The organism is Verticiella sediminum (assembly GCF_007558815.1).
Taxonomy (GTDB): domain Bacteria; phylum Pseudomonadota; class Gammaproteobacteria; order Burkholderiales; family Burkholderiaceae_B; genus Verticiella; species Verticiella sediminum.
The window spans coordinates 191434-205033 of record NZ_VLTJ01000039.1 but is presented as its reverse complement, the minus strand read 5'-3'; the positions used below and the strand labels follow the sequence as shown (position 1 = coordinate 205033).

The following is a 13600-nucleotide window of genomic DNA, read 5'->3' as shown; positions in this document are numbered from 1 at the left end:
CACAGCGCCCATACGTACCCACGACGCCCGAGGGTCGAAAAGGCCGCCCCGGCAGGCGCCCTGCCCTGCGCGCAGGGCGTGCGCCACTTTCCCGTTGCGCCGCCTTGCGGCAAGATGGCCGATGGATCTCGACCCTCACCCGCCCCGGCTTTCCCGGCCAGCGGCCGGCAACCCATGAATCAGCCCGCGCACACATGACCGATACGCTGCTCAGCGCCACGCCCACACGCACCGATTCCAGCCGGGGCTTTCGCCACAAGACCTTGGCGGGCCTGCTCGCGTTCTGCCTGGGCTGGGCGGGCGCGCACGGCTGGTATCTGGGCCGCCGCTACGCCTGGCTGCCCTTGCTCGCCACCGCGACCATACTGACCACCGTGTGGCTGCGAGCCGCGCCCTGGCATGACCAACTGCTGTACTACCTGGTGCTCGTCCCGCTGGTCGCGGGGTTCGTCGAGGCGCTGGTATTGTGCCTGATGTCGGACGAGCGCTTCGACGCACGCTACAACGCCAGCCAGCAACGCAGGTCGCGCAGCGGTTGGGGAGCCGTCATCCTGGCCATGGCCATCCTGCTGATCGGCATGAGCATCATCATGGCCCATGTCGTCGTTGCATCGCTGGCGATGGTGGATGGCAGCCTGGGCCTCTGAAAACCCCGGGGGCCGGCCTGCCGGTCAGAACCCGACCGCACCGCCCAACAGCAGCAGGCAGGGAATCATGGCGCCCCACCCCAGGGCCAGCAAGGCCTCGGCGAGGACGGCGCCACGCCGCTCGGTGTGGCGGGAAGATGCGTTGCGATTGATACGGCGCATGATGATCTCCGAAATCAGAAGAGCGACTGCTGGCCGCCCAGGTTGGGGGGATTGAAGTGCTGCGTGGAAAGATCGAAGCGGCGCTGGCCGAACCCCGCCTTGCGCGCCGCGATGGTGAAGCGCTGTGCCATGAGCTCGGCCCACGCGCCCTCGCCGCGCATGCGGGTGCCGAACCGCGATGAGGCCCGCACGCCGGACGCATCGCGCGCCCCGCCGGTTGCCTCGACGTGATGCAGCACCCGGGCGGCGCGGTCGGGGAAGTGGGTATGCAGCCAGGCCTCGAAGACATCGCGGACCTCGTAAGGCAGGCGCAATACCGTGTAGCCCGCACTGCCCGCACCGGCCTCTGCGGCCGCGGTGAGGACGTGCTCGACCTGGGCATCGGTGATGAAGGGAATGATGGGCGCGACCATGACGCCGACCGGGATGCCGGCCTGGGACAGGGCACGAACGGCCTCGATGCGGCGCCACGGCGCGCTGGCGCGCGGCTCCAGCGTGCGCGCCATGGCCGCGTCCAGCGTGGTGATGCTCAGGAATACGACCACCAGGCCGCGCGCCGCCAATCTGGCGAGCACGTCGACGTCGCGCTCGATCAGGGCGTTCTTGGTGATGAGCACCACGGGATGGCTGCACTCGTCCATGAGCTCGAGCAGGCCGCGCGTGAGGCGCCAATCGCGCTCGATCGGCTGATAGGGATCGGTGGCCGAGCCGATGGTGATCGTGCCGGGGCGGTAGCCCGGCCTGGCGAGTTCGGCCCGCAGGGCCTCGACCGCGTTGACCTTGGCCACCAGCCGGGTCTCGAAATCCAGCCCCGGCGAGTAGCCCAGATAGGCGTGCGTGGCGCGCGCATAGCAATAGGTGCAGCCGTGTTCGCAACCCCGATAGGGATTGACCGCCCGATCGAAGGGAATGTCGGGCGAGACGTTGTAGGACAGCAGCTTGCGCGCGTGCTCTTCGCGTACGGTGGTGCGAGGCGCCCGGGCCTGCCGTGCATCCTCCGCCTGCGTGGCCCAGCCGTCGTCAAACGCCGCCCGCTCGTCTCGCTCGAAACGATGAGCCACGTTGGCCACGGCGCCCCGCCCGCGCCACGTGGGGCGGACCGGTTTGCCAGGAGGAGTGTTTGCATCGGTAACCATGGCGATACTGTACATGCATCCAGCACTGGATGCAACACCAGCATCGCGTGCACAAACCTTGATCCGATCGGGGGCATGAGGCGTGCTGCCGGCCTATCGTGATCCGAGGCCCTCGATGGGGGCGAATCTTTCAAGGGAGATGCGCGATGCAAAAGACCATGAAGGCCGCTGTCGTCCATGAGTTCGGCAAACCCCTGCGGATCGAGGAAGTCGACGTGCCTCGCCCGGGCGCGGGCGAGGTTCTCGTCAGGATCGAGGCCTGCGGCGTGTGCCACACCGACCTGCATGCCGCGGATGGCGATTGGCCGGTGAAACCCGCACCGCCCTTCATTCCGGGGCACGAGGGCGTGGGCTACGTCGCCGCCGTCGGGCCCGGCGTGAGCCACATCAAGGAAGGCGACCGCGTCGGCGTACCCTGGCTGTATTCGGCCTGCGGCCACTGCGAGCACTGCCTGGGCGGCTGGGAGACGCTCTGCGAGCAGCAGCAGAACACCGGCTACTCGGTCAACGGCGGGTTCGCCGACTATGCGCTCGCGGACGCGAACTACGTCGGGCTGCTGCCGGCGAACGTGGGCTTCGTCGAGATCGCGCCCGTCCTGTGCGCCGGGCTGACGGTCTACAAGGGGCTGAAAACCACCGAAGCCAAGGCCGGGCAATGGGTGGCCGTATCGGGCATCGGCGGCCTGGGACACATGGCGGTGCAATACGCCAGGGCCATGGGCATGAATGTCGCCGCAGTGGATGTGGACGACGCCAAGCTGGAACTGGCCAGACGGCTCGGCGCCACCGTCACCGTCAATGCCGCCACGACCGACCCGGCCACGTTCTTGAAGAAAGAGATCGGCGGCGTCCACGGCGCCTTGATCACTGCCGTGTCTCCCAAGGCCTTCGAGCAGGGTCTGGGCATGCTTCGGCGAGGCGCCACCATGTCGCTGGTCGGCCTGCCGCCAGGCCAGTTTCCGCTGTCCATCTTCAACATGGTGCTGGACGGCATCACGGTGCGCGGCTCCATCGTCGGCACCCGGCTGGACCTGCAGGAATCGCTGCTCTTTGCCCAGGAAGGCAAGGTGCGCGCGGTGACGAGCACGGACACGCTGGACAACATCAACGACGTATTCGCCCGAATGCACGCCAACCGGATCGAGGGACGGGTCGTGCTGGACATGGCATCGCCCTGAACTGCCGACCGGCCGGCCCGCGCGGGGCGGGGGGAGCCCCGCCCGCCTGCGCGCTGCCGCAATGCGAAACCTGGCCCGCAAACGACAGGAGCCCCTGCACGCAGGGGCTCCCGGAATCACGTCAGGCCGCGGTGAACGCCGCGGCCTGCGCGGCGCTCAACCCGCCTGGACCTCGCGCACCATGCCCGCCGCTGCGGTCTGGTGAGTCGCCGGATCGATCAGGATGAAAGCCCCGGTGGCCGGCAGATCGGCGTAGCTGTCCAGCGCCAGCGCATCGCGCGTGCCCACCGTCACACGACCGATGTCGTTCATCGCCAGGGCCACCCCTTCGGCATCGACTTCCTGCAGCAACTGCATGTCGCGCCGCGTATGCACCGCCTGGATGCGCGCCTGGGTCAGTCGCGTGCCGTGCTTGAGCAGGTACTTGCGGGCGGGATTGAGCGGCTGCGAATCGAGCCAGCACAGTTCGGCGACGAAGCAACGCGACAAGGCGGCCGCGTCCTGGACATGCGTGAGCACGTCGCCGCGCGAGACGTCGACGTCGCGATCCAGCACGACGGTGACGGCGGTGCCGGCGGGCGCCTGATCCAGGTCGCCGTCGTACGTCACCAGGCGCTGGACCACGGCCTGCACGCCCGCCGGCTGGACCGCCACGGTGTCGCCCTGGCGCAGCACACCGCTCGCCACCTGGCCCATGTAGCCGCGGAAATCATCGGCGCGGCTGCCGCCATGGCGCGCGACCAGTTGCACCGGAAAGCGCAGCGGCTGCTCGCTGCTGAGTTCCTCGAGCGCCAGGCCTTCCAGGAGTTCCAGCAGCACGGGGCCGGTGTACCAGGGCGTGCGCTCGGACGCGTGCACGACGTTATCGCCGCCCAGCGCCGAGATCGGCAGCACGTGAAAAGTCTCGATGCCGACCTTGGCCGCCAGCTCGGTGTAGGCCGCGGCGATGCGCTCGAACACGGCGCGATCCCAGTCCACCAGGTCCATCTTGTTCACCGCGACCACGATGTGGCGGATGCCCAGCAGGTGGGCGATGGTGCTGTGGCGACGGGTCTGCGGCAGCAGCACCCCATCGGCGGCCCGCGCCGCGTCGATGAGGATGATGGCGGCATCGGAATTGGAGGCGCCGGTCACCATGTTGCGGGTGTACTGCTCGTGCCCGGGGGCGTCGGCGATGATGAACTTGCGCCGCGGCGTGGCGAAGTAGCGGTAGGCCACGTCGATGGTGATGCCCTGCTCGCGCTCGGCCTCCAGGCCGTCGGTGAGCAGCGACAGGTCGATGGCGTCGCCCTCGGTACGGCGGTACTTGGCCTTGGAGATGGCCGCGATCTGGTCGGCGAAGACGCCCTTGCTGTCATACAGCAGGCGCCCGATCAGCGTGGACTTGCCGTCATCGACGGAGCCCGCGGTAATGAAGCGCAGGACGCTGGTTTCGCCCAGGAACGGTTCGGTGACGGCGTTCATCAGAAATATCCTTCCTTCTTGCGACGCTCCATGGAGGCTTCGGAGGTCTGGTCGTCCATGCGCGTGGCGCCGCGTTCGGTGATGTCGGTGATGGCGGTCTCGGCGATGATCGCGGCCGGCGTGTCGGCGGTCGAGGCCACCGGGCAGGTGCAGGAAATGTCGCCCACGGTGCGAAAGCGCACGGTGACGGTCTCGGGCGATTCGCCCGCGACCGGCGGCGTGAGCGGGGTCACCGGCACGAGCAGGCCATTGCGGCGCACGACCTCGCGCTGGTGCGCGTAGTACAGCGAGGGCAGCGCGAGGTTCTCGCGCTCGATGTATTGCCACACATCGAGTTCGGTCCAGTTCGAGATCGGGAAGACCCGCATGTTCTCGCCCGCATGCACCTGGGTGTTGTAGAGGTTCCAGAGTTCGGGGCGCTGGGCCTTGGGGTCCCACTGGCCGAACTCGTCGCGAAACGAGAAGATGCGCTCCTTGGCGCGCGCCTTCTCCTCGTCGCGCCGAGCGCCGCCGATGCAGGCGTCGAAGCCGAACTCCTCGATGGCCTCGAGCAGCGTGACGGCCTGCGCCGCATTGCGCGAGTCGGTCTCGCGGCGCAGCACCACGCTGCCGCGCTTGATCGAATCCTCGACGCTGCGCACCACCAGATCCTCGCCGAGTTCGGCCGCGCGCGCGTCACGGAACGCGATCACCTCGTCGAAGTTGTGGCCGGTGTCCACGTGCAGCAGAGGGAAGGGAAAGCGCCCCGGGCGGAAGGCCTTCTCCGCCAGGCGCAGCAGCACGCAGGAATCCTTGCCGCCCGAGAAGAGCAGCACGGGACGCGCGCACTCCGCGGCCACCTCGCGCATGATGTGGATGGCCTGGGCTTCGAGCCAGTCCAGGTGGGTGCGAACGGAAGATGAAGTCTTGACGGTCATGGGCGAGGCGGACGCAGCAGAAAACGGAAAACGGAACGGTGGACGGCACCCGCGCGAGGGCGGGCTTGCCTTGCCTTCGCGGGCGAGGCTACGAGTGGGCCCGCGATCATCGGGGCGGCATATAGCGCAGCGGCGCCACGTCGCCGGCATGGGCCAGGTTGCCGGCGTGCAGGCCGCACTCCTTGGAATCGGCCGACTCCCACCACCAGCGACCAGCGCGCGGGTCTTCGCCGGCGCGCACCGCGCGGGTACAGGGTTCGCAGCCGATCGACGGGTAGCCCTTGTCGTGCAGCGGGTTGTAGGGCACGTCCTCGGCACGGATGAGACGCCAGACATCGGCCTCGGTCCAGGCCGCCAGCGGATTGAACTTGTATAGACCGAAGACCGGGTCGTGCTCCTCGAACGGCAGTTCGCCGCGGCTCACCGCCTGCTCACGGCGCTGGCCCGTGACCCAGGCCGGGCGCCCGGCCAGCGCGCGCCGCAGCGGCGCGACCTTGCGGATCTCGCAACAGGCCTTGCGCAGGTCGATGCTTTCGTAGAACGCGTACTCGCCATGTGCCTGGACGTGCGCCCGGACCGCGTCGGCATCCGGCCGCACGACCCGGATGGACAGGCCGTAGCGCTCATGGACGCGATCGATGAGCTGCAGGGTCTCGACGTGCAGACGCCCCGTGTCGAGCGTGAAGATCTCGACGGGCAGCCCGGCAATGGCAATGGCGTGCGTGAGCACCATGTCCTCGGCCGCGAGGGACGAGGCGAGCACGATGCCTGGGTAGCGGCTGGCGGCGTCGGCCAGCGTGGTCTGTAAAGCGGAAAGCATGGTTCAACCCGATGATTCGGACTGCCATGCTGACATGCCTTCCAGCTATAAGGAACGAAGGGATTTTCGTAAGCATATAACTAGAAACCATGACAAGCCGCGCCATCCCATGAAGAGCGCATATCAACGGCGACCGGCGGGCGGCGGGCTGGCGCCGCTCCGCCCCGCGGCGCGACGGCTCAGGCCACCAGCCAACGCACGGCCTGCGCGCCTTCGGTGATTGCCAGGCGCAGCGGGTGGGTGCGCGGCAGGATGTGCATGGCATAGAACGCCGCCGTGGCTGCCTTGCGTGCATGAAACGCGTCGCCGACGTGCTCCTTGCGGCACACCAGGGCGGCACGCGCCATGTGCCAGCCGCCGTGCACGATGCCGGCTAGCTGCAGGTACGGCACGCTGCCGGCATAGGCCGCCCGTGCGTCGCTGCCCGCCGTCTCGAGCACGTAGTTGACGACGATCTCGTAATCGTCCACCGACTCGGTGAACCGGCGCGCCACCAGGCCCAGCTCCTCGTCGCCGCTCGCCTCGAGCGCGGCGATGGTCTCGCGCATGCGCTCGATCAGCCCCAGCGCGACCGCGCCGCCGTCGCGCACCGTCTTGCGGCCGACCAGGTCATTGGCCTGGATCGCGGTGGTGCCTTCGTAGATCGGCAGGATGCGCGCGTCGCGGTAGTACTGGGCCGCGCCGGTCTCTTCGATGAAACCCATGCCGCCATGCACCTGCACGCCCAGGGACGTCACCTCGAGGGACATCTCGGTGGACCAGCCCTTCACGATCGGCACCAGGTATTCGTAGGCCGCCTGGTTGCGCTTGCGCACCTCGGCGTCGGCATGGTGATGCGCCTTGTCGTACAGCGACGCGGCGACATAGGCGGTGGCCCGGGCACCTTCGGTGAGCGCACGCATGGTGAGCAGCATGCGCTGCACGTCGGGATGCTGATCGATGGTATCCGCCGGCTTGCTCGAACCGATGGCGCGGCTCTGTACGCGTTCGGCAGCGAACCTGACCGCCTTCTGCAAGGCGCGCTCGCTGACTGCGACACCCTGCATCCCGACGGCGAAGCGCGCGGCGTTCATCATGATGAACATGTACTCCAGGCCGCGATTCTCCTCGCCGACCCGGTAGCCGATCGCACCCTCGCCCACCTCGCCTTTGCCCTCGCCGTACAGCAGCACCGCCGTGGGGCTGCCGTGGATGCCGAGCTTGTGTTCGAGCGAGGCGCAGTAGACATCGTTGCGCTGGCCCAGGCTGCCATCCTCGCCGACCAGGCGGCGCGGCACGATGAAGAGCGAGATGCCCTTGACGCCCGGCGGCGCGTCGGGGGTGCGGGCGAGCACCAGATGCACGATGTTCTCGGCCACATCGTGCTCGCCCCAGGTGATGAAGATCTTCTGGCCGAAGATGCGGTAGGTGCCATCGGCCTGCGGCACGGCGCGCGTGCGCACCTGCGCCAGATCCGAGCCGGCCTGCGGCTCGGTGAGATTCATGGTGCCGGTCCAGGTGCCTTCGACCAGCTTGGGCAGGTAGCGCGCCTTCTGCTCGTCGGAGCCGGCCGTGAGCAGTGCCTCGATGACGCCATCGGTGAGCAGCGGGCAGAGCGAGAACGCGAGATTGGCCGCGTTCATGTTCTCGATGCAGGGCGCGCCGACCAGCTTGGGCAGCCCCTGGCCGCCGAAATCGACCGGATGCTGCAGGCCTTGCCAGCCCCCTTCGGCGAACTGCCGATAGGCATCCTTGAACCCCGGCGAGGTCGTGACCGCGCCGTCGTTCCAGACGGCGGGCTGTTCGTCGCCGACACGATTCAGCGGGGCCATCACGCCCTCGACGAAACGCGCGTTCTCGTTGAGCACGGCGTCGACCAGTTCGCTCGTGGCCTCCTCGAAGCCCGGCAGTCGCTGCACCTCCTCCAGGCCCGCCAGCTTCTCGATGACGAAGCGGATGTCCTGCAACGGCGCTTGGTAACTCATGTCCCTACCCTCCACTATCCTTTGCAATCACGATGCGCCAGCCTCGCGGTTGGCTCCCGCGCCCGGCCCGGCGACGAAAAAAGCCCCCACGCTTGCCGCTGCGCGGCGGCGCTGCCCCCCATGGGGGCGCCTTTTCGTCTTGAGACGGCCCGGCGACGAAAAAGGCGGCGCCGGAAACCCGGCGCCGCCTGGGTTCGCCGCGGCGCCCGTCTGCGTGGATTATCGCAGGCGGGCGGCGGCGATGGCACGATGGCCAGACGCGATTACAGCGCCTTGACCAGGTCCGGCACGACCGTGAACAGATCGCCGACCAGGCCGTAGTCGGCCACGCCGAAGATCGGCGCTTCCTCGTCCTTGTTGATGGCGACGATGACCTTCGAATCCTTCATGCCGGCCAAATGCTGGATGGCACCGGAGATGCCGATCGCGACGTAGAGCTGCGGCGCGACGATCTTGCCGGTCTGGCCGACCTGCCAGTCGTTGGGCGCGTAGCCGGCGTCGACCGCGGCGCGCGAGGCGCCCAGGGCGGCGCCGAGCTTGTCGGCGAGCGGATCGAGGATCTTGAAGTTCTCGGCGCTGCCCATGCCGCGACCGCCGGAGACGACGATCTTGGCGCCGGCCAGTTCCGGACGGTCGCTCTTGGCGACTTCGCGGCCGACGAAGCTCGACTTGCCGGAGTCGGCAACCGCCTCGACGTTCTCGACGGCAGCCGAACCGCCGGTGGCGGCGGCCGCGTCAAAGCCCGTGGTACGCACGGTGATGACCTTGACCGGATCGGCCGACTGCACGGTGGCGATCGCATTGCCGGCGTAGATCGGACGCTGGAAGGTGTCCGGCGAATCGACGGCGATGATATCGGAGATCTGCGCGGAATCGAGCAGCGCGGCCACGCGCGGGGCGACGTTCTTGCCCGAGGCGGTGGCCGGGAAGACGATGTGGCTGTAGTCCTTGGCGATGGCCACGACCTGGGCCGCGGCGTTCTCGGCCAGTTGGTCGCCCAGGTGCGGGGCGTCGGCCAGCAGCACCTTGCTCACGCCGGCGATGCCCTTGGCGGCATCGGCCACGGCGGAGGCGCCGCTGCCGAGCACCAGCACGTGCACGTCGCCGCCCATCTGGCTGGCGGCGGCCACGGTGTTCAGGGTGGCGCCCTTCAGTTCCTTGTTGTCGTGTTCGGCAATAACCAGGGTCGTCATGTCAGATCACCTTCGCTTCGTTCTTGAGTTTGTCGACCAGGGCGGCGACGTCCGGCACCTTGATGCCGGCCTTGCGGCCCGGCGGCTCGGCAACCTTCAGGGTCTTCAGGCGCGGCGCGACGTCCACGCCGAGATCTTCCGGCTTGACGTTGTCGAGCGGCTTCTTCTTGGCCTTCATGATGTTCGGCAGCGTGACGTAGCGCGGCTCGTTCAGGCGCAGGTCGGTGGTGACGATGGCCGGCAGGGTCAGCGCGATGGTTTCCAGGCCGCCGTCGACTTCGCGGGTGACCGTGGCCTTGCCGTCGGCGATCTCGAGCTTGCTGGCGAACGTGGCCTGCGGCCAGCCCAGCAGCGCGGCGAGCATCTGGCCGGTCTGGTTGGCGTCGTCATCGATGGCCTGCTTGCCGAGGATGACCAGTTCGGGGGACTCCTTGTCGACCACGGCCTTGAGCAGCTTGGCAACGGCCAGCGGCTGCAGCTCGGCGTTGGTCTCGACCAGGATGGCGCGGTCGGCGCCGATCGCCATGGCGGTGCGCAGGGTTTCCTGAGCCTGGGCGACACCGGCGGACACGGCGATGACCTCGGTCGCGGCGCCCTTTTCCTTCAGGCGCACGGCTTCTTCGACGGCGATTTCGTCGAACGGGTTCATCGACATCTTGACGTTTGCGATGTCCACACCGGTTTGGTCGGACTTGACGCGCACCTTGACGTTGTAGTCAACCACGCGCTTGACGGGCACCAGCACCTTCATTGAAGCGGCCTCTCGTTGTTGTTCCCGGCATGCGCCGGGCGGGATGGAATGTTCTTTTCCGTGCCTGCAACCGCTTGCGGCTGGGGCCGGATGCGCATGCTAAGATGCGCGAAGTCTTCAGATAACCTTAGAACTCAAGGCTGAACACTAACACAATCCGAACCTCTGCTCCAACCGCGATGAACCTGCTAGAAGCGCTCCAACATCTCCTGGGTGCCCAGTACGTCCTCACGGGCGACGACGCCGCCTCCTACCTGACCGACTGGCGCGGCCGCTACACAGGCAGCGCGCTGGCCGTCGTGCGTCCGGCCGACACGGCCCAGGTCGCCGCGGTGGTCAAACTCTGTGCCGAACACGGCGCGCCGGTGGTGCCGCAAGGCGGCAACACCGGCCTGGTCGGCGGCGCCACGCCGGACGCCACCGGCCGCGCCGTGGTGATCTCGCTGGGCCGGATGAACCGGGTGCGCACGGTCGACACCGACAACGACACCATGACGGTCGAGGCCGGCTGCATCCTGCAGAATCTGCAGGAGGTGGCGCGCAACGCCAACCGCCTCTTTCCGCTGTCGCTGGCGGCCGAGGGCAGTTGCACGATCGGCGGCAACCTCGCTACCAATGCCGGCGGCACCCAGGTCCTGCGCTACGGCAACACCCGTGATCTCACCCTGGGCCTCGAGGTGGTCACGCCCCAGGGCGAGGTCTGGAACGGCCTGCGCGGCTTGCGCAAGGACAACACCGGCTACGACCTGCGCGATCTCTACGTAGGCAGCGAAGGCACGCTCGGCATCATCACCGCCGCCACGCTCAAGCTCTATCCGATGCCTGTGGCGCGCTGCACTGCCCTGCTCGCGCTCGCCTCGGTGCCCGATGCGGTCGCGTTCCTTTCCCGGGCGCGCGCGGGCTTCGGCGCCTCGCTGACCGGCTTCGAACTGATGTCGGCCGCCTGCCTGGAGCTGGTCACGCGCCACTATCCGCAGCAGCGCCTACCCTTCGACGGCTCCGTGGAGCAGCACGCCTGGTACGCCCTGCTCGAACTCTCCGACAGCGAAAGCGAGGCGCATGCGCGCGAACGCTTCGAGGCCGTGCTCGGCGCCGCGCTGGAAGACGGCGAGGTGCAGGATGCGGCCATCGCCGAGAACCTGGCGCAAAGCCACGCCATGTGGCACCTGCGCGAGAGCATCCCGCTCGCCCAGGCCGAGGAAGGCAAGAACATCAAGCACGATGTCTCGATCCCGATCTCGCGCATCGCGGATTTCGTGGCCGCCACCGACACCCTGCTGCAGGAGCACTTCCCGGGCGTGCGCAACATCACCTTCGGCCACCTCGGCGACGGCAACCTGCACTACAACGTGCAGGGGCCGGTCGGCGAAGCCGAGCCCGCGGTGCTCGCGCGCCAGGACGACATCTACCAACTGGTGCACGACAGCGTGCATGCCTTCGACGGTTCGATCAGCGCCGAGCACGGCGTCGGCCAGTTGAAGCGCGACGAGCTGGTGCGCTACAAGAACCCGGTGGAACTCGCCCTCATGCAGCGCATCAAGCAGGCGCTCGACCCGCAGGGCCTGATGAACCCTGGCAAGACGCTGCAGGATGCAGGACAAGTCTGACCGCCTGAAGCGCGCCTCGCTCGCCGACGAACTCGCCAGCGAGCTGCGCGGCCGCCTGCTCGCCGGCACCTACGCGCCGGGCGAGCGCCTGCCCACCGGCAGCGAGCTGTCGGCCAGCTTCGGCGTGAGCATGTCGGTGGTGCGCGAGGCCCTTTCGCGCCTCAAGCACGAGGGCCTGGTGCGCATCGTGCAGGGCGCGGGCGCATTCGCCACCGACACCTTCCTCAGCCCGGCGTTCCGCCTGGACGACGACGACGATCACCTGCACCGGCTGATCCGCGTGTTCGAGCTGCGCCAGGCCGTGGAAAGCGAAGCCGCGCGCCTGGCCGCCATCCGGCGTACCGACCTGCAGTTGGAGAGCCTGCGCTCGGCGCTGCACGTGATGGCGCGCGCGGTCGCGTCGGAAAAGGACGGCACGTTCGCCGACGCGCATTTCCATCAGTTGCTGGCGCAGGCCACCGGCAACCCGCTCTTCATCGAGCTCTATACCTTTCTTGCCCAGCACATCGACGCCGCCATCGAAACCGCGCGCATGCATTCGATGCTGCGCGGCACCTGGCGCGATGCGCATGACGAGCACGTGCGGATCTTCGAGGCCATCGAGGCGCGCGAGCCGGAAGCCGCCCGCAAGGCGATCCAGGCGCACATACGCAACGCGGCGAAGCGGCTGGGCCTGCCCCTGCTCGAGGCAACCAGCGAAGCGAGCTGAGCCATCGCCCGGGCTGGCGCCGTGCGCGCAGCCAAGGCCGCAGGGCGCGGGGTTGCCGGCCCCCGGCGGCCCGACGCATGCAAGATTCAGAAGTCGCCCAGCGCACGCAGGTGCGCCGCCACGCTGCGCGCCAGCGATTGCAGCTCATAGCCACCCTCGAGGCAGCTCACGGCGCGTCCGCGGGCATGCTCGCGCGCCACGGCCATCACCTGTTCCGTGATCCAGGCGTAGTCGGCCTCGAGCAGGCCGAGCTGCCCCATGTCGTCGTCGCGGTGGCCGTCGAAGCCGGCGGAGAACAGGATCAACTGGGGCCGGTGGGCTTTCAGCCGCGGCAGCCAGACCTGCTCGACCAGCGGCCGGATCACCGCGCCGTCGGCGTATGCCGATACCGGCAGGTTGACCATGTTGGGCGCGGGTTGCCGCGTACCGCTGAAGGGATAGAACGGGTGCTGGAAGAAACTGCACATCAGCACGCGCGCGTCGCCGGACAGCGCCGTCTCGGTGCCGTTGCCGTGATGCACGTCGAAATCGATCACCGCCACGCGCTCCAGCCCGTGCGCCTCGAGCGCGTGGCGCGCCGCGATGGCGACGTTGCCGAAAAAGCAGAAACCCATGGCCTGGCTCGGCTCGGCATGGTGGCCAGGCGGGCGCACCGCGCAGAAGGCAGTCTCGGCCGCGCCGCCCAGCACGGCGTCGACCGCGTCGACGGCCGCGCCCGCGGCCAGGTGGGCGGCGCGCAGGGTGTGGGGATTCATGAGCGTATCGGGGTCGATGGGCGCGTAGCCCTCGGCCGGCGCCCGCGCGGCGAGCCAGTCCTGGTAGGCGGGCGGATGCACGCGCGCGATCGCCTCGCGGGAGGCCGGCGTCGCCTCGCGCTCGATGCAGTTCGCCAGCAATCCGGTGGCCAACAGATGGTCGGAGATGGCATCCAGGCGCGCGGGCGACTCGGGATGCCAGCTACCCATCTCATGCAACCGGCAGTCTCCGTGGGTGATGTACATTGTCGTCATAACGCATGATTATGCGCGCTGCGCCACGCGGCGGGAACCGCC

Annotated in this window: 13 protein-coding genes; 4 read left to right on the top strand and 9 right to left on the bottom strand. The window is 68.5% G+C overall.

Annotation, left to right across the window (positions count from 1 at the left end; translation table 11 throughout):
• Nucleotides 1–194: 194 nt before the first annotated feature.
• Complete coding sequence (locus FOZ76_RS20455; RefSeq protein WP_143950125.1) at nt 195–647, top strand: TM2 domain-containing protein; 453 nt, start codon at nt 195–197, stop codon at nt 645–647.
• Nucleotides 648–671: 24 nt separating this feature from the next.
• Here the strand turns inward: FOZ76_RS20455 and FOZ76_RS27590 are convergent, their stop codons facing one another.
• On the bottom strand, nt 672–809 hold the full coding sequence (locus FOZ76_RS27590) for a hypothetical protein (RefSeq protein WP_170235558.1): 138 nt from the start codon (nt 807–809) through the stop codon (nt 672–674).
• Nucleotides 810–823: 14 nt separating this feature from the next.
• Nucleotides 824–1945: a PA0069 family radical SAM protein gene (locus FOZ76_RS20450; RefSeq protein ID WP_143950124.1), complete on the bottom strand. Its 1122-nt coding sequence runs from the start codon at nt 1943–1945 to the stop codon at nt 824–826.
• Nucleotides 1946–2091: 146 nt separating this feature from the next.
• Between FOZ76_RS20450 and adhP the strand changes: the two genes are divergently transcribed.
• Nucleotides 2092–3123, top strand: a complete 1032-nt coding sequence (gene adhP / locus FOZ76_RS20445; RefSeq protein ID WP_143950123.1) for an alcohol dehydrogenase AdhP — start codon at nt 2092–2094, stop codon at nt 3121–3123.
• 156 nt (nt 3124–3279) lie between these two features.
• Here adhP and FOZ76_RS20440 read toward each other — a convergent pair whose 3' ends face one another.
• The 6 genes from FOZ76_RS20440 to FOZ76_RS20415 all read right to left on the bottom strand — a co-directional run bounded on the left by FOZ76_RS20440 (nt 3280) and on the right by FOZ76_RS20415 (nt 10232).
• The gene (locus FOZ76_RS20440) at nt 3280–4587 is read right to left on the bottom strand and encodes a sulfate adenylyltransferase subunit 1 (RefSeq protein ID WP_143950122.1); all 1308 of its coding nucleotides are present in this window, start codon (nt 4585–4587) and stop codon (nt 3280–3282) included.
• Entirely contained in the window at nt 4587–5504 is a 918-nt protein-coding gene (cysD, locus tag FOZ76_RS20435) for a sulfate adenylyltransferase subunit CysD (RefSeq protein WP_143950121.1), read from the bottom strand. Before cysD ends, FOZ76_RS20440 begins: the two co-directional genes overlap by 1 nt.
• 106 nt (nt 5505–5610) lie before the next feature.
• The gene (locus tag FOZ76_RS20430; RefSeq protein WP_143950120.1) at nt 5611–6324 is read right to left on the bottom strand and encodes a phosphoadenylyl-sulfate reductase; all 714 of its coding nucleotides are present in this window, start codon (nt 6322–6324) and stop codon (nt 5611–5613) included.
• Nucleotides 6325–6503: 179 nt separating this feature from the next.
• Nucleotides 6504–8288 (bottom strand): acyl-CoA dehydrogenase, encoded by a 1785-nt coding sequence (locus tag FOZ76_RS20425; RefSeq protein WP_143950119.1) that lies wholly within the window; start codon nt 8286–8288, stop codon nt 6504–6506.
• A gap of 263 nt (nt 8289–8551) precedes the next feature.
• Nucleotides 8552–9481: an electron transfer flavoprotein subunit alpha/FixB family protein gene (locus FOZ76_RS20420; RefSeq protein WP_143950118.1), complete on the bottom strand. Its 930-nt coding sequence runs from the start codon at nt 9479–9481 to the stop codon at nt 8552–8554.
• A 1-nt stretch (nt 9482) separates the two neighbouring features.
• Nucleotides 9483–10232 (bottom strand): electron transfer flavoprotein subunit beta/FixA family protein, encoded by a 750-nt coding sequence (locus FOZ76_RS20415; RefSeq protein WP_143950117.1) that lies wholly within the window; start codon nt 10230–10232, stop codon nt 9483–9485.
• A 179-nt stretch (nt 10233–10411) separates the two neighbouring features.
• Between FOZ76_RS20415 and FOZ76_RS20410 the strand changes: the two genes are divergently transcribed.
• A complete protein-coding gene (locus FOZ76_RS20410) occupies nt 10412–11839 on the top strand; it encodes an FAD-binding oxidoreductase (protein ID WP_143950116.1) in 1428 nt (475 codons plus the stop codon).
• On the top strand, nt 11823–12548 hold the full coding sequence (locus tag FOZ76_RS20405; protein ID WP_143950115.1) for a FadR/GntR family transcriptional regulator: 726 nt from the start codon (nt 11823–11825) through the stop codon (nt 12546–12548). The genes FOZ76_RS20410 and FOZ76_RS20405 overlap by 17 nt, the downstream gene beginning before the upstream one ends.
• A gap of 86 nt (nt 12549–12634) precedes the next feature.
• Here FOZ76_RS20405 and FOZ76_RS20400 read toward each other — a convergent pair whose 3' ends face one another.
• Nucleotides 12635–13558 (bottom strand): histone deacetylase family protein, encoded by a 924-nt coding sequence (locus tag FOZ76_RS20400; protein ID WP_143950114.1) that lies wholly within the window; start codon nt 13556–13558, stop codon nt 12635–12637.
• Nucleotides 13559–13600: the final 42 nt, after the last annotated feature.

What these genes read in the sequence shown, in the direction of transcription:
- FOZ76_RS20455 (WP_143950125.1), top strand. Translation starts at nt 195, where the DNA reads ATGACCGATACGCTGCTCAGCGCCACGCCCACACGCACCGATTCCAGC.
- FOZ76_RS27590 (WP_170235558.1), bottom strand. Translation starts at nt 809, where the DNA reads ATGCGCCGTATCAATCGCAACGCATCTTCCCGCCACACCGAGCGGCGT.
- FOZ76_RS20450 (WP_143950124.1), bottom strand. Translation starts at nt 1,945, where the DNA reads ATGGTTACCGATGCAAACACTCCTCCTGGCAAACCGGTCCGCCCCACG.
- adhP (WP_143950123.1), top strand. Translation starts at nt 2,092, where the DNA reads ATGCAAAAGACCATGAAGGCCGCTGTCGTCCATGAGTTCGGCAAACCC.
- FOZ76_RS20440 (WP_143950122.1), bottom strand. Translation starts at nt 4,587, where the DNA reads ATGAACGCCGTCACCGAACCGTTCCTGGGCGAAACCAGCGTCCTGCGC.
- cysD (WP_143950121.1), bottom strand. Translation starts at nt 5,504, where the DNA reads ATGACCGTCAAGACTTCATCTTCCGTTCGCACCCACCTGGACTGGCTC.
- FOZ76_RS20430 (WP_143950120.1), bottom strand. Translation starts at nt 6,324, where the DNA reads ATGCTTTCCGCTTTACAGACCACGCTGGCCGACGCCGCCAGCCGCTAC.
- FOZ76_RS20425 (WP_143950119.1), bottom strand. Translation starts at nt 8,288, where the DNA reads ATGAGTTACCAAGCGCCGTTGCAGGACATCCGCTTCGTCATCGAGAAG.
- FOZ76_RS20420 (WP_143950118.1), bottom strand. Translation starts at nt 9,481, where the DNA reads ATGACGACCCTGGTTATTGCCGAACACGACAACAAGGAACTGAAGGGC.
- FOZ76_RS20415 (WP_143950117.1), bottom strand. Translation starts at nt 10,232, where the DNA reads ATGAAGGTGCTGGTGCCCGTCAAGCGCGTGGTTGACTACAACGTCAAG.
- FOZ76_RS20410 (WP_143950116.1), top strand. Translation starts at nt 10,412, where the DNA reads ATGAACCTGCTAGAAGCGCTCCAACATCTCCTGGGTGCCCAGTACGTC.
- FOZ76_RS20405 (WP_143950115.1), top strand. Translation starts at nt 11,823, where the DNA reads ATGCAGGACAAGTCTGACCGCCTGAAGCGCGCCTCGCTCGCCGACGAA.
- FOZ76_RS20400 (WP_143950114.1), bottom strand. Translation starts at nt 13,558, where the DNA reads ATGACGACAATGTACATCACCCACGGAGACTGCCGGTTGCATGAGATG.